Raw genomic sequence first — 17,402 nt, 5'->3', positions numbered from 1 at the left:
CACTTTATGAGGGTAAAGTGCGGTTAATTTTTTCGGTGTTTTTTAACCTGATTTAAGCATTCAGAATATTTTGAATTTCCACCATGCTTAAATGATATTCATGCGGACAAGCGCGCCAGACTTCGAGCATACGGGAATATTTGTCCCACATAGGGGTTTGAGAATCGCAGCCGTGTTCGCAACGCATAAATTCCTGATATTTCCCTTCTACGCCGGTGATGAAACGCAGGTAGCTTAGGTATTTCTTCTCACGAATGGCACAATAACCGACGAACTGTAAACGATGTTCGCTTAATTCGGATTTGTTCTCTAAATTGTTGTAAGAAATTTGAAGTGCTTTATACATTTCCAAAGTATCTAACACCGTTTGACATTCGCGTTCCGAAATGTTGGTGAAATCATTTTCCAAAGTGTGTAATTCTAAAGCAAAGCCACCTTTTACAATGGTTTCCAAACGTTGATATTTAGCGGCATTATCACAATCGAGTAGGCTCATTAACTTATATTGATTAGCTAAAATCAAACGTTGAGTAGTTGACATTTCCATAATCATTCTCCCATTTATTAATTGATTTGATTGAGTATATCTTGTGATAACTCTGAATCTGCTTGTTTTCCTTTGCTCTCATTAATACGTTGGTCTAAATTTTGGAAATAAGCCTCACGAAAAGCGACATACGGATCTTGTGCCTGATCCAATAAGGCTTCTTTGTCTATCAGTTTAGCACGTGTATCAATACTTTGCAGACCCGCTTTTAAAAAGCCCCAAGGACCAAGCAGGGAAAGCATCGGGTAAGTGGTATCCGCCAGGTTGCCGATGTCTTGGCGTGGCGTTGCCGGTCCGTATAACGGTAACATCACATAAGGTCCGGTGCCGACGCCGTAGCTGCCCAAGGTATCGCCGAAACGGTTATCGCCTTGTTTTTTCAGCGGATCGCTATAACTTGCCACGTCAATTAAACCGCCCAAACCAAAAATCGTATTAATCCAGAAACGGTTGAAGTGAATCAGCGCTTGCTTGAATTCACCCTGCACCAAACGGTTGGCGAAACTTGCCGGTTCATCCAGATTATCCGCTACATTAATCACACCGGTGCGCACCGGGCTTGGCACATATTCTTTCCAGCCTTTGGCAAGTGGCTTTAACACATAGGGATCGGCAACATTATAGTTGAAATCCCACATTTTACGGTTAAACCCTTCTAACGCATCTTTGCGTTCACCGGTTTCCGGATCGATGGTGGATGAACAGCCGGCCAGCACGACGGAACCGAGCAATAAGGCGGCTAAAAGTTTCTGTGTTTTCATAATGACACTCTGTTTAATTAAAAATGGCTTCATTGTAAACAACTTGCCTGTTAACTACAAAAATTTTTGGAAAACAGACCGCACTTTATGCCGCCCGATTATTTGGTCACGGGGGCTTGTGCGGACGAAAAATACATTCGCTCAAAAGGGATTTCATATTGCGACTGATTAAACCCCACGCCTTTTAATTCATTGGCGAACACTGCTTTGGTGCGGGCATAAGTCAACGGCAGATAGACCGCTTGATCCGCCAGCGTTCTCCATAAATTCACATAAAGTTTCTTGCGTAGCGTTTCATCGGGCGTGATCAATAATTCGCCGATAATTAGGTTTATTTCCGGTTTGTTTTTCAGCCCTTTTTGTGCCTGATAATCGGCATGGGCGGGGCTGCGGAAAGAAGAAATGTAAGACGCGGGTTCATAAGGCTTGCCCCAGGAAAGGGAATATTGCACATCAAAGTCGCCGGTTTTTTGCCGTTCCAGATATGCCGTTTTTTCTTCGCCAACAATGCGTAAATCCACACCGATGTTTTTTAAATCCGTCTGGATAAGTTCGGCAATTTCTTTTTCCGCCGCATTATCGGCGTTATAAGAAAACAACAATGACAAGACCTTATCTTGCTTTTCTCGCACGGATTTCCCTGCCGGCAATTTCCAGCCTGCAAAATCCAATAGTTGGCGGGCTTTAGCTATATCGTAATCGAAGGTTTTCACTTCCACATCACTGTAAGGGACATTTTTTGACATCAGCGTTTGCGCCACACTTTCCGAATTGGCAAACACCGTTTGCGCAATACCTTGCTTGTTGACGGCGTGTTCCAACGCTTCACGCATCGGCAATTCGCCGGTAATTTCCCGTCCGCTGTTTAGTATGATGAAACGGGTGGCGGTGGGTTCGCTTAACAGAGTGGAAAGCGTTTTAGAGGATTTCAGCTTATCAAAGGCATCCATGTTAACCATGTCGCCGTCGGAACCGAAAATTAACTGAATATCGCCGTTTTCCAATGCCGCTAACATGGCTTGACGATCAGATATGACATTCCACACTACAGCATTTAATTGCGGCTTTTGGCCCCAATAATGCGGGTTTACGGTGAAACGGGCGTATTGATTTTCTTCATGCGCCACCAACATCCAAGGACCGGTGCCGGCGTATTCTTTCACGCCATCTTTGGTTTTGCCGTCAATGAAGGATTTCGGTGAAATAAAACGAAACGGGCGGGTTAAGCTCAGTTCGGTGAGGGTCGGGTAATAGGCGTTTTTGAGTTTCAGTTCAATGGTGTAATCGTCAATAACGCGCACGCTGTCGATTTGTTGCACCAGCTCCAACCATGCATGACGGGTATAATTATCCAGCACGGCATCGATGTTCAGCTTCACCGCCTGCGCATTGAATGGTTCGCCGTCGCTGAATTTGACATCTTTGCGTAATTTGAAAATATAGGTTTTGCCATCCGGCGAGATACTCCAACTTTCCGCCAAATACGGCTGCGGACCGAATTCCGTATTCAGCACCAAGGGCTCAAACACCATATTCTGCGCCGCCATTTCACCGCTATACAAATGCGGATTAATATCACGAATATCTTTCGTGCTGGCGTAATCCAATTCGTTGTTTTGCATATTCGCCCAGCTTGGCAAGGCAGTGAAAAGTGCGGTCAGAATTAAAGTTATTTTTTTCATGAATCTCTCCATCTATAAACAAAAGGCATGATACAACTATCATGCCTAAAATCAAAAGAGAAAGATTAAAGAATAAAGCGGCTTAAATCTTCGTTCTCGATGACATCGCCGAGCGCTTCGCTGACATACGCCGCGTCAATGCTGACAGTTTGTCCGTCCATATCGCTGGCGTTGAAGGAAATTTTATCCATCAAACGTTCCATCACCGTATGCAGCCGGCGGGCGCCGATATTCTCGGTTTTCTCATTCACGCGGAATGCCGCCTCGGCAATTTTCTTAATGGCATCTTGGGTGAATTCAATGTTCACGCCTTCCGTCGCCATCAAGGCTTTGTATTGCTCCGTTAAAGAGGCATTCGGTTCGGCTAGAATGCGCTCAAAATCACCGGCGGTGAGTGCCGACAATTCCACGCGAATCGGCAAACGCCCCTGTAATTCCGGGATCAAATCGGACGGGCGCGCCACTTGGAATGCGCCGGAGGCAATAAACAGAATATGATCGGTTTTCACCATGCCGTGCTTGGTGTTAACGATAGAACCTTCCACCAGTGGTAGCAAGTCGCGCTGCACACCTTCACGGGACACATCCGCCCCGCTATATTCGCCTTTTTTACAGATTTTATCAATTTCATCAATAAACACGATACCGTTTTGTTCCACCGCATCAATAGCTTTTTGTTTCAGCTCTTCCGGATTCACCAATTTCGCCGCCTCGTCATCAACTAAAGTTTTTAACGCATCCTTAATTTTCATTTTGCGCTTTTTGGTTTGCCCGCTGGACAGATTCTGGAACATGGATTGCAGCTGGCTGGTCATGTCTTCCATGCCCGGAGGTGCCATAATTTCCACGCCCATCGGCACACCGGCGACATCAATCTCCACTTCTTTATCATCAAGCTCACCTTCACGTAATTTCTTACGGAAAATCTGACGGGTATTGTTTTGTACATCGCGGTTTTCCATTTCGCCCCATTGGTTTTTCGCCGCCGGCAATAAGGCGTCTAAAATACGTTCTTCCGCCGCTTCTTCCGCTTTCACGCGATTTTTTTCAATTTCCGTCTGACGCACCAGTTTCATAGCGCTGTCGGTTAAGTCGCGGATAATGGAATCCACTTCTTTCCCCACATAGCCTACTTCGGTAAATTTGGTGGCTTCCACTTTAATGAACGGTGCATTGGCTAACTTTGCCAAGCGACGGGCGATTTCGGTTTTTCCCACCCCGGTCGGACCAATCATTAAAATATTTTTCGGTGTCACTTCATAACGCATCGGCTCCTGCAACTGCATTCTGCGCCAGCGATTGCGCAATGCAATTGCCACCGCTCTTTTCGCTTCACTTTGCCCGATAATATGTTGATCTAATTCTGATACTATTTCGCGCGGAGTCATCTCAGACATAGTTTATTCCTTATGATTTCTTAATTCGGTAATTCTTCAATGGTGAAATTAGTGTTGGTGAACACGCAAATCTCACCGGCAATTTTCAATGATTTCTCAACAATTTCACGGGCAGATAAATCGGTGTTTTCCACCAACGCACGAGCGGCGGATAAAGCGTAGTTACCGCCGGAACCAATGGCAAGAATCTGATCTTCTTCCGGTTGCACCACATCGCCGATACCGGTGATAATCAGACTTTCTTTTTCATCTGCCACAATCAGCATGGCTTCCAACTTCCGCAATGCGCGGTCGGTGCGCCAATCTTTCGCCAATTCCACCGCACTTTTCAGCAAGTGCCCTTGATGCATTTCCAGTTTACGTTCAAATAATTCAAATAGCGTAAAGGCATCCGCCGTGCCGCCGGCAAATCCCGCCAACACTTTACCGTTATACAAACGACGCACCTTGCGCGCGTTACCCTTCATCACCGTATTGCCCAGAGAAACCTGTCCATCCCCGCCGACAACCACTTTACCGTTGCGACGTACACTTACAATCGTTGTCATCATTTGTCCTTTTTTACCAAGAAAAGATGTGGGCTATATTGTGGTGAATTCACAGAATTCAAGAGAAAAGATCACTGATTATTTCTCCGCCAATTATCCCGACAAAGTGTGACCATGATCAGAATTTTACATAGCAAACGATTGCTTAAATTGCACAATGGAATAGAACAGGTACGATAACTACCGTCAATTAACAACGCACTCAGGAGTTACCATGAAAAACCTCGTTAAATTATCCCTCATCGCCATGCTAACAGCCGCAACCCTTCCGGCAATGGCGGCAAAAAGTGAACCCTATACCCACCAAGGCACCAACGCCCGAGAAATGTTGGTAGAACAACCGATTCACTGGATTTCCGTTGACCAATTGAAAAAAGAATTGGAAGGCAAAGTACCGATGAATGTAAGCTTTGATATTGACGACACCGTATTATTCAGCAGCCCGTGTTTTTATCACGGACAACAAAAATACTCACCGGGTAAACAGGATTATTTGAAAAATCAGGATTTCTGGAACGAAGTAAACGCCGGTTGTGACCAATATTCCATTCCAAAACAAATTGCGGTGGATTTAATCAATATGCACCAAGAGCGCGGCGACCAAATTTATTTCATCACCGGCCGTACCGCCGGGGACAAAGACGGCGTGACCCCGGTGTTACAAAAAGCCTTTAACATTAAGAATATGCACCCGGTAGAATTCATGGGCGGACGTGATCGCACCACCAAATACAACAAAACTCCGGGCATTATCGAACACAAAGTCACCATTCACTATGGCGACAGCGACGATGACATTCTTGCCGCCAAAGAAGCCGGTGTTCGCGGCATCCGCCTCATGCGCGCCGCCAACTCCACATACCAACCGATGCCAACCCTCGGCGGCTACGGCGAAGAAGTGTTAATTAACTCAAGCTACTAGTTTTTAAAAACACATAAAAAGTTGACCGCACTTTGAAGGAGCCCCCTCAAAGTGCGGTCGTTTTTTACGATGAATTTCAGCCTCGGTTAGAAGCGGATTTCGATGGAGGCAGAATAATTACGACCCAGGGCGTAAAAGCGTTCAAGCACTAATCCGTCTCTATCAATGTTGTTTATTGTGCTATTACCATATAAAGCACCCAAGTGTGATACCTTTTATCAAGGGGTTAATACATGCCCGCGCTTAACGTAATATCATTCGTTACCTTATAAAAGCCGAATAAATCAGCAAAACGGAGAATTCCGGAATGCTAACTGAAAACAATGTCTATAAGCCCAACCACACTAACAACAATGTACTATAGAACGGTCCAGACGTATTAATTACTGCATAAGCAGTTAACTTCTCTAAAAAACATAAACTTTGGGGACAAAACAAATGTACTCATTCATAGTAAATTGAAAATGAGCACAGTGTTTTTTAACAAATTACTTATTGTTGTCTAAAATCCGACTGATTAATTTCAGCCACCGTACCGCCAAATCCCGTTGTGTCACACTCGCATCAAAAATCGGATCTTCGCCCAATACGCCGCAAGGCAACTCTTTCGGAACATCGCCACGCTCATGGGCTTCATAATCCGCGCGCCAATCGCCGTCAAAATAATAACGTTCTAAGGCTTCCATTTCGGTGATTTGCTCTAAACGTGCTTTCGATAACATTTAACCTCCAAAACGCTGCAAAAATAACCGCACTTTCGTCTCAAAAGTGCCTTCCCTTAACTTGGACAGAGAAATAGATTTTTAAATACTGAGCTCTGTACTGCACAGACTCAAATTGTTTAGTTCCCTCTGTTCCAAATACAGTTTAAGATGCTCACCACAACCGTAGCCTAAATCTCAGTGCCTGCCCGATATATCGCCCGATAACGGTAATTTCATTCAGACTACAGGGGTTAACCCTGCAGTTTTTGATAAAACACGAAAGAAACGCTCTATCATACACGCTTTGCTTTCCCGACATATTATCCTTTAAAATTCGCGATCCAGCCTAATTGCAATGCCACTTGCACGAAGATATTCAATAACCCGAACAGGATCACGAAATAAATCATGAAGTTACCGCCGCGCACGCGATATGTCGCGTTCGAGAATTTTTTGCGGCTGGCTTTTGCCAATAACGCGGGTACAATTGCCGCCCAAATGGTGGCAGCCAAACCGGCGTAACCGATGGCGATCACGAAACCGAAAGGAAATTGCAGGCTAAGCAATAAAGGCGGTAAGAACGTCACCAAAGTGGTTTTGGTGCGCCCCAAGCGGCTGTCGTCGAATTTGCATAAGTCGGCGATGTAATCGAACAAGCCTAAGGTGACGCCGAGGAAAGAGCTGGCGATTGCCATGTAAGCGAAGAAATTCAGAATAATGCCGATGTAATCCGTTTGAATGTACTTGCTCAACGCTTCCAATAATGCCGCAACGTCGCCGCCCTTGGCGATGATCGGGGCGAACTCGGCACGCGGTAAGTTACCTTGAATGGCAAGTTGCCACAAAATGTAAATGACAAGCCCCAAGCCGGTACCGAGGAAAATGGATTTCACCACGCGATAAGCGTCACGATCGTAATATTTCACCAAGCTCGGCACATTACCGTGGAAGCCGAAAGACACCAAACACACGGGAAGTGCGGTCAAAATATAAGGTAAATATTGCTGTTCGCCTTGTGCCACGGTGTTAAATAAAACGTCCGTTTTCACGGAGCCTAATAATCCCGCAGTGGACAGGAAAAAAGAAATCACCATGCCGGCGATAAGCACGGTACTGAAGCGATCAACGGCTTTTGTGGAGAACCATACAAACGCCGCCAAAACAAGACAGAAAATCAGCGAGCCTGCGCTACGTCCCACTTCCACGTTTTCGCCCAATTGATTGAGGAAACTTTCCGTAATGCTACCGCCGGAGGTGACGTAGGCATACGTTAAAATATACAGCACGAACGCTACGGACAAACCGTTAATGACATTCCAGCCTTTGCCCAATAAATCGGTGACGATGGTGTCGAAACTGGCGCCGGTGGGATAATGCAGGTTGGCTTCTAAAATCATCAAGCCCGATGTGGTCATGCAGAACCAGGTGTAAATTAAGATGACGATGGAACCGGTAAACCAAATGCCGGCGGTGGAGGTGGGATTGGCGAGCATTCCCGCACCGATTGCCGTGCCGGCGATGATCATCGCGCCGCCAAGTAATGAAGGGCGTTTTGCTGTCGTCATAATGCTGTTCCTTTCATGAAAAAAATTTGAACTATTATAATAGTGCAAATGGAAAAGACAATAGGTTTTAATTTGCCGATTCATGTCGTGTAACTCGACAAAGGAAACGGATTCCCGCTATAATTGGGCAGTTTTATTGACACTCAACAGAAGGAATAACAAATGGGCTTAGAAAGCGTACCGGCAGGTAAAGCATTACCTGATGATATTTATGTTGTCATCGAAATCCCTGCAAACTCAGATCCGATTAAATACGAAGTTGACAAAGAAACCGGCACATTATTTGTGGACCGTTTCATGGCAACGGCAATGTTCTATCCTGCCAACTATGGTTATATAAACAACACCCTTTCTTCCGACGGCGATCCGGTTGACGTTTTAGTGCCGACTCCGTATCCGTTACAACCGGGTTCGGTCATTCGTTGCCGTCCTGTAGGCGTGTTAAAAATGACCGATGAAGCCGGCGGCGATGCGAAAGTGGTTGCGGTGCCGCACACTAAATTGAGCAAAGAATACGATCACATTAAAGATGTAGGCGATTTACCTGCATTGTTAAAAGCACAAATCCAGCACTTCTTTGAAAGCTACAAAGCCTTAGAAGCCGGCAAATGGGTGAAAGTGGAAGGCTGGGAAGGTGTTGAAGCCGCCCGTCAGGAAATCCTTGATTCATTTGAACGTGCGAAAAAATAATTGAAATCTTTTTTACCACCGCCCTTTTTCGGAAGGGCGGTTTTTTACACACAACCAACCTTACTGAGGAAAATCTATGTCTAAATTAGGCAAAATGTTCGTGTTAGTTTCAACTATCGGCATCTTAACTGCTTGTGCGGATTCCGCTTCCATTAACCAAGAAGCGGCTATGGGCTACGCACAAATGATCAGCCAGGCACAAGCACACGGACAAGTGGATAACAAATCAAAAACCGCACAGCGTGTACGCAAAATCTTTAACAAGATGGTGCCGTATGCCAATGCCGAAAACAAAACAGGGCAAGCCTTTGACTGGCAAATTTCTGTCATCAAGTCCAAAGAACTTAACGCTTGGGCGATGCCTGGCGGGAAAATGGCGTTTTACACCGGTTTAGTGGATAACTTACGTTTAACCGATGATGAAATCGCCACCGTAATGGGACATGAAATGGCACATGCCTTAAAAGAACACGGTAAGAAAAAAGCCAATATCGGTCAATTCACCGATGTTGTCGCTAGTGTTGCACAAGAAGCGTTAGCCACGAAAATCGGCTCTGACAGCAGCTCAATGGTAGTGGGCTTAGCCAAAGACTGGGGCTTGGACAAACCGTATTCCCGTAGTGCGGAAACCGAAGCCGATGAAGTCGGTTTAATATTAATGGCAAAATCCGGTTACAACCCTGAAGCGGCACCAAAATTGTGGGACAAAATGCAAAAAGCCTCAACCGGCTCTCAAGGTATCTTAGACAAATTAAGTTCAACTCACCCAAGCGACAAAGATCGCCAAGAGAACTTAGTGCGCTTAATGCCTGAAGCAGTTGCCTTATACAAACAAAGCAAAAAACGCTAATCCTAATTAGCAAAAAAGTGCGGTCACTTTCTTCGGCGTTTTTTAATTCACCCAGTATTATGTAGCAGTTACACAAAACCTGAAACTGAATTTTAACTTGCAGTAAAATAACAAGCCTAGCCTGGTAATGTAAGGTTAAAGGTATTTCTTTTGGTTCATTTTGGTAGATTTTCCCTAAAATTTTCCATGATTGAAAATTTGAATTAACTTTTGCGAATTAACGTTAGGCTACCAACAACTCTTGTTCGTACTTCATTCTCTCATTGGACTATTTGAAATAGCTTTGGGAAATTTTTTTAGGGCTGAGTAGAGTTATGCCGATTAACTCGTATTAGACGCGTTAAATCGTCCTTGTGTGCCAAAAACCGATTTTAACACCAGCCCCTTTGCGCTATACTAGGCGCGCATTCTCAGGGCAGGGTGAAAGTCCCTACCGGTGGTAAGCGTGAAGGAATATTTCAACGCAAGCCCACGAGCGTTTATCGATAAAAGTGCGGTCGTTTTCGGTTACGTTTTTTTCGATAAAGTCAGCAGATTTGGTGCGAATCCAAAGCCGACAGTGACAGTCTGGATGAAAGAGAATAAAAAAGCAGCACAGGTTTGTTCAAACCTGTGTTTGTCCTTTTTATCGTCCGCCCTGATTCTGGTATAAATTCATCTTATTAAAAAGGCATTTACTATGAATCAGTCATTATTATCCCCGTTCGGCACCGCTGAAGAACGTGTTAAAACCGCGATCGAAGCTTTCAAACAAGGCGACGGCGTCCTTGTGTTAGACGATGAAAATCGCGAAAACGAAGGCGATTTAATCTTCCCCGCCGAAACTATCACCGCCGCCCAAATGGCAAAACTTATCCGCTATGGCAGCGGCATCGTGTGTTTATGTATTACCGATGAATTGTGCAAACAACTGGATTTACCGCCGATGGTAAACCACAACACCAGCGTGAATAAAACTGCCTTTACCGTCACCATTGAAGCTGCCGAAGGGGTTTCCACCGGAGTGTCTGCCGCCGACCGCGTGACCACTATCAAAGCCGCCATTGCCGATGGCGCCAAACCGAGCGATTTACACCGCCCGGGACACGTTTTCCCATTACGTGCTGCCCCGAACGGCGTGCTACAACGCAACGGTCACACCGAAGCAGCGGTGGATTTGGCGCGTTTGGCAGGCTATAAAGAAGCAGGCGTGATCTGCGAAATCACTAACGACGACGGCACCATGGCAAGAGCGCCGGAACTGGTGGAATTCGTGAAACAACAGGGTTATACGATTGTGACCATTGAAGATTTGATTGCATACCGTCAGAAATATCACTGCTAAACGGTTTTGCTAAACATCTAAACTAAAGTGCGGTTAAAATTCATGATGGATTTTAACCGCACTTTTTTACTTCTGTTTAAGATTAATTACTTCACCGCAATAAACCCGACGGCTTCATACACTTTCGCCAGTGTTGCTTGCGCGCGGGCTTTGGCTTTTTCCGCGCCTTCTTTGGCAATTTGGTGCAGTAATTCTTCGTTGTTGCGGAAATGGTGGTAACGTTCCTGTAAAGTGGTCAACATGGCGGAAACCTCGTCTGCCACGGCACCTTTTAAGTGACCGTACATTTTGCCTTCAAATTCCTGTTCAAGTTCTGCGATGGTTTTGCCACTGACGCCGGAAAGAATATCCAGCAAGTTCGACACACCCGCTTTGTTTTTCACGTCATAATGAATCACCGGCGGTTCGTCGGAGTCGGTCACCGCGCGTTTGATTTTCTTGGCAACCGCTTTCGGGTCTTCTAATAAGCCAATGACGTTGTTGCGGTTTTCGTCGGATTTGGACATTTTCTTTTCCGGCTCCAGCAATGACATCACGCGCGCGCCCGCTTTCGGGATAAACACTTCCGGCACGGCAAAGTGCGGTCCGTATAAGGCGTTGAAACGTTGAGCAATGTCGCGGGTGATTTCCAAATGTTGTTTTTGGTCTTCGCCCACCGGCACTTGATTGGCTTGGTAAAGCAAAATGTCCGCCGCCATTAACACCGGATAAGTGAACAAACCCACATTGACGTTTTCCGCATAACGGGCGGATTTGTCTTTGAATTGGGTCATGCGGCTCATTTCGCCGAAATAAGTGTAGCAATTCAGCACCCAAGCCAGTTGCGCGTGTTCCGGCACATGGGATTGAATGAAAATGGTGGATTTCGCCGGGTCAATGCCACAGGCTAAATAGAGCGCCAACACGTCTAAGGTCGCTTTGCGCAATGCCGCCGGATCCTGGCGCACGGTGATGGCGTGCTGATCCACGATACAAAACAGGCATTCGTAATCATCCTGCATTTTTACCCACTGACGTAACGCCCCGAGGTAGTTGCCGATAGTCAATTCACCCGATGGCTGTACGCCGCTGAATACGATAGGTTTGCTCATTTTTACATCCTTAATTTTTTACATCTTATTATTGATAACTCGCGATGGCGCGCGTTTCCCAACCACAACTACTCAAAACATTATAATACATTGATACTTCAAAAATATTTTGCCATTTTCCGTTCACAGGGGAAGGAAAGTGGTTGATTAGGCGAATAAAAAAACTACAAGTCTAATCCTCCTAATGAGCAAATAAAGCCGCAATAAATTCTTCTGCGTTGAATTCGCGTAAATCTTCAATTTTTTCTCCGACACCGATGTAGCGGATCGGCAGCTTGAATTGGTCGGCGATGGCGAAAATCACACCGCCTTTGGCGGTGCCGTCCAGTTTGGTCAGGCTGATGCCGGTTAAACCGACCGCTTCGTGGAATAATTTGGCTTGGCTGATAGCATTCTGACCGGTGCCGGCGTCCAGGGTGAGCATGATTTCGTGCGGGGCGCTTTCGTCGTATTTTTTCATCACGCGTACGATTTTTTTCAGCTCGTCCATCAGGTTATTTTTATTTTGCAGGCGCCCTGCGGTGTCGGCGATCAGAATGTCGATATTACGCGCCGCCGCCGATTGCATGGCATCAAAAATCACCGAGGCGGAATCGGAACCGGTGCTTTGCGCCACCACCGGAATGTGGTTGCGTTCGCCCCACACCTGCAACTGCTCCACTGCCGCCGCGCGGAAGGTATCGCCCGCCGCCAACATGACGGATTTGCCCTCCATTTGGAATTTGCGCGCCAACTTGCCGATGGTGGTGGTTTTGCCTACACCGTTTACGCCCACCATCAAAATCACATAAGGCTTTTTGCTACCGTCGATGTGTAACGGTTGTGCCACCGGTTTCAGGATTTCGCCCATTTCCAGCTTTAGCTGTTGATACAACGAATCCGCATTTTGCAACTGCTGACGGCTGGCGTGCTGGGTGAGATTATTGATAATTTTGGTGGTAGTCGGCACGCCGATGTCGGCGATAAGCAATTGTTCTTCCAATTCTTCGAACAGGTCGTCGTCGATTTTTTTGCCTAAGAAAAAGCTACGGAAGCCCGCGCCGATATTTTGTTTGGTTTTCACCAAGCCTTTTAATAACCGACTGAAAAAGCCGCCTTCGCTTGGTTTTTCCTGTGTTTCCACCATGTCGGCAACAGCGCTTTCTTCTTGGTGTTCATGAAATTCATCGGAAATTTCCACCGCACTTTCGGCTTGCGCTTCCATTTCCTCGTCTAAAAGTGCGGTCGAATTTGCAAGCGTTTCGATAGCTTGATTGGATTCAGACGCCATTTCCGCTGATGGAACAGGCTGTACAGTTTCCTCCTGTTGAGATATTTCAGGTTGAATTTCGGCGACTTCCGGCTCTGACTGTGCGTCTTCGGTATTTGATTCATCTAAAAGTGCGGTGTTTTTTTCCATCGTTTCTTGCGTTTCAGGTTGTGGTTCCTGAACGTGCTGATTCGTCTCTTCTTGTGGTGCTTGTTCCTGCGGTTCTTCAGGTTCTTCCTGTTTATTTTTGCCTAATCCGAACCAAGACCAAAAACCGCCTTTTTTCTTTTCATCCGACATAAATTGTCCACTCTCGTTTAAACTTGGTAAAATGCCGGCTATTCTAGCAAAAAAACACATCATTTTCCGATTTATATGAAAAAACCAACAATTCCACAAAGCACGAAAGGCGAGGTACGCATTATCGCCGGGTTATGGCGCGGGCGAAAATTGCCGGTGCTGTCTTCGCAAGGACTGCGCCCCACCGGCGATCGCGTGAAAGAAACCCTGTTCAACTGGTTGATGCCTTACATTGCCGGCAGCGAATGTTTGGATTGTTTTGCGGGCAGCGGCGCCCTCGGCTTTGAAGCCCTTTCCCGCCAAGCCGCGAAGGTGACGTTTTTAGAATTGGAAAAAGCGGTAGCGCAGCAGTTAAGTAAAAATATTCAGACGCTGAAATGTGCCGACCGTGCGCAGGTGGTGAATCAAAACAGTGTGCAGTTTTTAAATCACCCGCAAAATCAACCGCACTTTGATGTGGTTTTTCTCGATCCGCCTTTCCATTTTGATTTGGCGGAACAAGCCATTACGCTGCTGGCGCAACATCATTGGTTGCGTCCGCAAGCCTTGGTTTATGTGGAAACGGAGAAAGGCAAAGATCCCCACGTGCCGGCAACCTGGGCATTATTGAAAGAAAAAGACAGCGGTCAGGTGAGCTATCGGTTATATCAAACGGAATGAGCGGGCTTAATCGGTGGTTGCGCAAGATCACTCCCGCCATTTCCTCGCCCCCGTTAAAATATTTTGCAACAATTTCTTAAACTTACCTCACATAAAATAACATTTCATCGCCAACATATTGTTTTTAATGCCATCAATTCATCGTACTTGTTGATCATGATCACGATTTTTGAACTCTCTATTTGACGGCTTTCATCAAATGAATACACTTAGCCATTATGCAAACGTTTGCGATCGTTTTGAATTTTTCGCTGAAACGATTCAAATGTCTAATTTTTACAATAATTTAAAGGAGGTTTGAATGACCCACATTATCGTTGCAACGCATGGTAAGTTTTCGGAAGAAATCGTCAACTCCGCCGCAATGGTGTTTGGCGAAGATGAAAACTGCCATGTTGTTACTTTCCTGCCGGGTGAAGGCGGTGAGCATTTGGTTGAAAAATACAATGCCATTATCGCCACATTGCCGGAAAACGAGCCGGTGCTGTTTTTGGTGGATTTATTCGGCGGCAGCCCGTATAACGCGGCGGCGCGGGTAGCCACCGGTCGGGAAAATACGGATATTGTGACCGGTATCAGTTTGCCGATGTTGCTGGAAGTGTTGGACACGAAAGACGGCTCGAGCCTGCCGGAATTGGTGGAAACCGCCAAAGAAGTGGGCGTGGCGGCGGTGAAATCTTTCCGTCAGCCGAAAGAAGACGCACAACCTGCCGCAGCACCGGCGCAAACCGCCAAACCTGCCGAAGCGGAAAAAACGGCGGCAAAACCGACCGCACTTTCCGGCAATATGAACATTTCTTTACTACGTATCGACAGCCGTTTGATTCACGGTCAAGTAGCGACCTCTTGGGCGAAAGCGGTGAAATGCGAAGCGATTTTTGCGGTAAATGATGATGTGGCGAACGATCCGCTGCGTCGTGATTTGCTGTTGCAAGTTGCGCCGCCGCACTTGAAAGCCTACGTCATTCCGGTGGAAAAAGCGATTAAGGTGTATCACAACCCGAAATACGCAGGCAAAAATATTCTATGGTTGGTGACCAATCCGTCCGACATCGTGCGTTTAATTGACGGCGGTGTGAAAGTGGAGAAAGTCAACGTGGGTGGAATGACTTACCGCGAAGGCAACAAATTGCTTTCCCAAGCGGTTGCCGTCAACCAAACCGACGTGGAAGCCTTCAAACAACTGTTGGATAAAGGCGTTGAACTGAGCCTGCAACAAGTCGCCGCCAATCCGAAAGTGATGTTGACCCACAAAGAACTTGATGCCGTTAAATTCTAATTAGAGGATTATTTACCATGACAACAATGGAAATTATTTTAGTCACACTGGTCGCCGCCATTTGCGGTATGGGAAGTGTGTTGGACGAACGTCAGACCCACCGTCCGTTAGTCGCCTGTACCCTGATCGGGCTGGTGCTCGGTGATTTACAAACCGGTATTATCGTGGGCGGTACCTTGGAATTGGTCGCTCTCGGCTGGATGAACGTGGGTGCGGCAATGGCACCCGATGCGGCGCTTGCCAGTGTGATCGCGGCGATTTTGGTGATCAAAGGCGGTCAGGACAAAGGCAGCGCCTTAGCCATCGCCATTCCTGTGGCGGCGGCCGGTCAGGTGTTAACCATTTTCGTGCGTACGCTCACCATCTTCCTGCAACACAAAGCGGACGATTACGCCTCACAGGCGAACTTCCGCGGCATTGAACTCTGTCACTTTGCCGGTCTTTCCTTACAAGCCTTGCGTGTTGCCATCCCGACCTTCTTCGTGGCATTGGTTGCCGGCACCGACACCGTCACCCACGCGTTGAACTCCATTCCGGAAGTGGTCACCCGCGGGTTACAAATCGCCGGGGGCTTCATTGTGGTGGTCGGTTACGCCATGGTAATCAACATGATGCGCGCCGGTGCGTTAATGCCGTTCTTCTTCCTTGGCTTCGTAATTGCCTCCTTCTCCGGTTACAACCTGGTGGGCTTAGGTATTTTAGGTACCTGTTTGGCAATTCTCTACATTCAATTAAATCCGCGTTTCAATCAGGCGGCATTGCCACCAAGCAGCGCCAAACGCGAATTAGCCGATGATGAACTTGAAGGACTTTAAGAAGGAACAGATCATGACTGAACAAAATAAACTCGCTTTAACGAAAAAAGATATTCATAGCACTTACTGGCGCTCAACCTTCTTATTGGGTTCCTTTAACTTTGAACGTATGCAGGCGATGGGCTTCTGTGTTTCCATGATTCCTGCGATCAAACGCCTGTACAGCAAAAAAGAAGATCAAGCGGCAGCATTAAAACGCCACTTGGAATTCTTCAACACCCAACCTTGGGTTGCTTCTTCCATCATCGGGGTCACCTCCGCGATGGAACAAGAGCGCGCCAGTGGGGCAAAAGACATTGACGACGCGGCAATCAGCGGGGTAAAAGTGGGTCTTATGGGTCCGCTCGCCGGTGTGGGCGACCCGATTTTCTGGGGTACATTGCGTCCTGTGCTTGCCGCCCTCGGCGCAGGGTTGGCGATTACCGGCAGCCTGTTAGGACCGCTGTTGTTCTTTATCGGCATTAACCTCTGCCGCGCTTTAACCCGTTGGTACGGCTTCAAATACGGTTATGAAAAAGGCACCGAAATCGTGAACGACATGGGCGGCGGTCGCTTACAAAAACTGACGCAGGGGGCGTCTATCCTCGGTCTCTTTGTGATGGGCTCGCTGGTGTCGAAATGGACCAGCATTAACATCCCGCTGGAACTGTCACGTTATAAAAATCAAATGGGCGATGAAGTGGTCACCACCGTGCAAAGCGTGTTAAACGACTTGCTCCCGGGCTTGGCGGCATTGTTGCTCACTTTCTTGTGTATGTATTTGCTACGCAAAAAAATCAACGCCATGTATATCATCTTCGCGCTGTTCGGCGTGGGTATCGTCGGCTACCATTTTGGTGTGTTGGCGTAATTCAACATAAACATCACAATGGCAATAATGATGGTGCGCGTCTCCTGACCACAGCTGTTCGAAACATTATAATTCATTGATATTTTTTAAATATCTTGCCTTCCTCCGTTTACGGGGGAAGGTGCCCGAAGGGCGGAAGGGGGGATTTATCTTGATGTTTTCACAAGA

At 46.7% G+C, this 17,402-nt stretch carries 17 protein-coding genes, 1 pseudogene and 1 riboswitch; of the genes and pseudogenes, 8 read left to right on the top strand and 10 right to left on the bottom strand.

From position 1 onward, the window contains the following. Positions 1-52 precede the first annotated feature (52 nt). The 5 genes from DK423_RS08500 to hslV all read right to left on the bottom strand — a co-directional run bounded on the left by DK423_RS08500 (position 53) and on the right by hslV (position 4,935). A complete protein-coding gene (locus DK423_RS08500; protein WP_005538674.1) occupies positions 53-547 on the bottom strand; it encodes a YfbU family protein in 495 nt (164 codons plus the stop codon). Positions 548-564: 17 nt separating this feature from the next. Beyond that, entirely contained in the window at positions 565-1,308 is a 744-nt protein-coding gene (locus tag DK423_RS08495; RefSeq protein ID WP_032996149.1) for an MlaA family lipoprotein, read from the bottom strand. A gap of 98 nt (positions 1,309-1,406) precedes the next feature. Next, complete coding sequence (gene nikA / locus DK423_RS08490) at positions 1,407-2,990, bottom strand: nickel ABC transporter substrate-binding protein (protein ID WP_061886984.1); 1,584 nt, start codon at positions 2,988-2,990, stop codon at positions 1,407-1,409. Between the two features lie 65 nt (positions 2,991-3,055). Then, a complete protein-coding gene (hslU, locus tag DK423_RS08485) occupies positions 3,056-4,387 on the bottom strand; it encodes an HslU--HslV peptidase ATPase subunit (protein ID WP_005559198.1) in 1,332 nt (443 codons plus the stop codon). Between the two features lie 20 nt (positions 4,388-4,407). Then, a complete protein-coding gene (gene hslV, locus DK423_RS08480; protein WP_005554522.1) occupies positions 4,408-4,935 on the bottom strand; it encodes an ATP-dependent protease subunit HslV in 528 nt (175 codons plus the stop codon). Between the two features lie 214 nt (positions 4,936-5,149). Here hslV and aphA point away from each other — a divergent pair, with 214 nt between their 5' ends. Continuing rightward, positions 5,150-5,857 carry an acid phosphatase AphA gene (gene aphA / locus DK423_RS08475; RefSeq protein WP_005559196.1) on the top strand — a complete coding sequence of 236 codons (708 nt, stop codon included), beginning with the start codon at positions 5,150-5,152 and terminating at the stop codon, positions 5,855-5,857. 86 nt (positions 5,858-5,943) lie between these two features. Here aphA and DK423_RS11385 read toward each other — a convergent pair. The 3 genes and pseudogenes from DK423_RS11385 to mtr form a co-directional block, all read right to left on the bottom strand. After that, positions 5,944-6,143, bottom strand: a pseudogene (locus tag DK423_RS11385) (hypothetical protein); the annotation flags it as partial. Between the two features lie 202 nt (positions 6,144-6,345). Then, entirely contained in the window at positions 6,346-6,579 is a 234-nt protein-coding gene (locus DK423_RS08465; RefSeq protein WP_005559194.1) for a DUF4298 domain-containing protein, read from the bottom strand. 302 nt (positions 6,580-6,881) lie between these two features. Next, the gene (gene mtr, locus DK423_RS08455) at positions 6,882-8,126 is read right to left on the bottom strand and encodes a tryptophan permease (RefSeq protein WP_005559192.1); all 1,245 of its coding nucleotides are present in this window, start codon (positions 8,124-8,126) and stop codon (positions 6,882-6,884) included. A gap of 162 nt (positions 8,127-8,288) precedes the next feature. Here mtr and ppa point away from each other — a divergent pair, with 162 nt between their 5' ends. The 3 genes from ppa to ribB all read left to right on the top strand — a co-directional run bounded on the left by ppa (position 8,289) and on the right by ribB (position 10,990). After that, a complete protein-coding gene (ppa, locus tag DK423_RS08450; protein WP_005559190.1) occupies positions 8,289-8,816 on the top strand; it encodes an inorganic diphosphatase in 528 nt (175 codons plus the stop codon). A 76-nt stretch (positions 8,817-8,892) separates the two neighbouring features. Next, positions 8,893-9,666, top strand: coding sequence for a M48 family metallopeptidase (locus DK423_RS08445; RefSeq protein WP_005559188.1), 774 nt, complete (start codon positions 8,893-8,895; stop codon positions 9,664-9,666). 402 nt (positions 9,667-10,068) lie between these two features. Then, positions 10,069-10,253: riboswitch (FMN riboswitch) on the top strand. Between the two features lie 92 nt (positions 10,254-10,345). Beyond that, positions 10,346-10,990 carry a 3,4-dihydroxy-2-butanone-4-phosphate synthase gene (gene ribB, locus DK423_RS08440; RefSeq protein ID WP_005559184.1) on the top strand — a complete coding sequence of 215 codons (645 nt, stop codon included), beginning with the start codon at positions 10,346-10,348 and terminating at the stop codon, positions 10,988-10,990. 86 nt (positions 10,991-11,076) lie between these two features. Here ribB and trpS read toward each other — a convergent pair whose 3' ends face one another. Together trpS and ftsY are read right to left on the bottom strand one after the other, a co-directional pair. Further along, the gene (trpS, locus tag DK423_RS08435; protein ID WP_005559182.1) at positions 11,077-12,081 is read right to left on the bottom strand and encodes a tryptophan--tRNA ligase; all 1,005 of its coding nucleotides are present in this window, start codon (positions 12,079-12,081) and stop codon (positions 11,077-11,079) included. Between the two features lie 181 nt (positions 12,082-12,262). Next, complete coding sequence (gene ftsY, locus DK423_RS08430) at positions 12,263-13,630, bottom strand: signal recognition particle-docking protein FtsY (protein ID WP_032996865.1); 1,368 nt, start codon at positions 13,628-13,630, stop codon at positions 12,263-12,265. Between the two features lie 75 nt (positions 13,631-13,705). Here ftsY and rsmD point away from each other — a divergent pair, with 75 nt between their 5' ends. The 4 genes from rsmD (at position 13,706) to manZ (ending at position 17,234) form a co-directional block, all read left to right on the top strand. Further along, entirely contained in the window at positions 13,706-14,290 is a 585-nt protein-coding gene (gene rsmD, locus DK423_RS08425) for a 16S rRNA (guanine(966)-N(2))-methyltransferase RsmD (RefSeq protein ID WP_005559177.1), read from the top strand. A 301-nt stretch (positions 14,291-14,591) separates the two neighbouring features. After that, on the top strand, positions 14,592-15,569 hold the full coding sequence (locus DK423_RS08420; RefSeq protein WP_005559176.1) for a mannose/fructose/sorbose PTS transporter subunit IIB: 978 nt from the start codon (positions 14,592-14,594) through the stop codon (positions 15,567-15,569). A 17-nt stretch (positions 15,570-15,586) separates the two neighbouring features. Further along, the gene (locus tag DK423_RS08415; protein WP_005559173.1) at positions 15,587-16,384 is read left to right on the top strand and encodes a PTS mannose/fructose/sorbose transporter subunit IIC; all 798 of its coding nucleotides are present in this window, start codon (positions 15,587-15,589) and stop codon (positions 16,382-16,384) included. A gap of 13 nt (positions 16,385-16,397) precedes the next feature. After that, positions 16,398-17,234, top strand: a complete 837-nt coding sequence (manZ, locus tag DK423_RS08410) for a PTS mannose transporter subunit IID (RefSeq protein ID WP_005559171.1) — start codon at positions 16,398-16,400, stop codon at positions 17,232-17,234. Positions 17,235-17,402 lie beyond the last annotated feature (168 nt).

Origin of the sequence: Aggregatibacter actinomycetemcomitans (assembly GCF_003130205.1) — a bacterium.
GTDB lineage: Bacteria > Pseudomonadota > Gammaproteobacteria > Enterobacterales > Pasteurellaceae > Aggregatibacter > Aggregatibacter actinomycetemcomitans_A.
This window is presented reverse-complemented; position numbering and strand designations above follow the sequence as displayed.

What these genes read in the sequence shown, in the direction of transcription:
- DK423_RS08500 (WP_005538674.1), bottom strand. Translation starts at nt 547, where the DNA reads ATGGAAATGTCAACTACTCAACGTTTGATTTTAGCTAATCAATATAAG.
- DK423_RS08495 (WP_032996149.1), bottom strand. Translation starts at nt 1,308, where the DNA reads ATGAAAACACAGAAACTTTTAGCCGCCTTATTGCTCGGTTCCGTCGTG.
- nikA (WP_061886984.1), bottom strand. Translation starts at nt 2,990, where the DNA reads ATGAAAAAAATAACTTTAATTCTGACCGCACTTTTCACTGCCTTGCCA.
- hslU (WP_005559198.1), bottom strand. Translation starts at nt 4,387, where the DNA reads ATGTCTGAGATGACTCCGCGCGAAATAGTATCAGAATTAGATCAACAT.
- hslV (WP_005554522.1), bottom strand. Translation starts at nt 4,935, where the DNA reads ATGACAACGATTGTAAGTGTACGTCGCAACGGTAAAGTGGTTGTCGGC.
- aphA (WP_005559196.1), top strand. Translation starts at nt 5,150, where the DNA reads ATGAAAAACCTCGTTAAATTATCCCTCATCGCCATGCTAACAGCCGCA.
- DK423_RS08465 (WP_005559194.1), bottom strand. Translation starts at nt 6,579, where the DNA reads ATGTTATCGAAAGCACGTTTAGAGCAAATCACCGAAATGGAAGCCTTA.
- mtr (WP_005559192.1), bottom strand. Translation starts at nt 8,126, where the DNA reads ATGACGACAGCAAAACGCCCTTCATTACTTGGCGGCGCGATGATCATC.
- ppa (WP_005559190.1), top strand. Translation starts at nt 8,289, where the DNA reads ATGGGCTTAGAAAGCGTACCGGCAGGTAAAGCATTACCTGATGATATT.
- DK423_RS08445 (WP_005559188.1), top strand. Translation starts at nt 8,893, where the DNA reads ATGTCTAAATTAGGCAAAATGTTCGTGTTAGTTTCAACTATCGGCATC.
- ribB (WP_005559184.1), top strand. Translation starts at nt 10,346, where the DNA reads ATGAATCAGTCATTATTATCCCCGTTCGGCACCGCTGAAGAACGTGTT.
- trpS (WP_005559182.1), bottom strand. Translation starts at nt 12,081, where the DNA reads ATGAGCAAACCTATCGTATTCAGCGGCGTACAGCCATCGGGTGAATTG.
- ftsY (WP_032996865.1), bottom strand. Translation starts at nt 13,630, where the DNA reads ATGTCGGATGAAAAGAAAAAAGGCGGTTTTTGGTCTTGGTTCGGATTA.
- rsmD (WP_005559177.1), top strand. Translation starts at nt 13,706, where the DNA reads ATGAAAAAACCAACAATTCCACAAAGCACGAAAGGCGAGGTACGCATT.
- DK423_RS08420 (WP_005559176.1), top strand. Translation starts at nt 14,592, where the DNA reads ATGACCCACATTATCGTTGCAACGCATGGTAAGTTTTCGGAAGAAATC.
- DK423_RS08415 (WP_005559173.1), top strand. Translation starts at nt 15,587, where the DNA reads ATGACAACAATGGAAATTATTTTAGTCACACTGGTCGCCGCCATTTGC.
- manZ (WP_005559171.1), top strand. Translation starts at nt 16,398, where the DNA reads ATGACTGAACAAAATAAACTCGCTTTAACGAAAAAAGATATTCATAGC.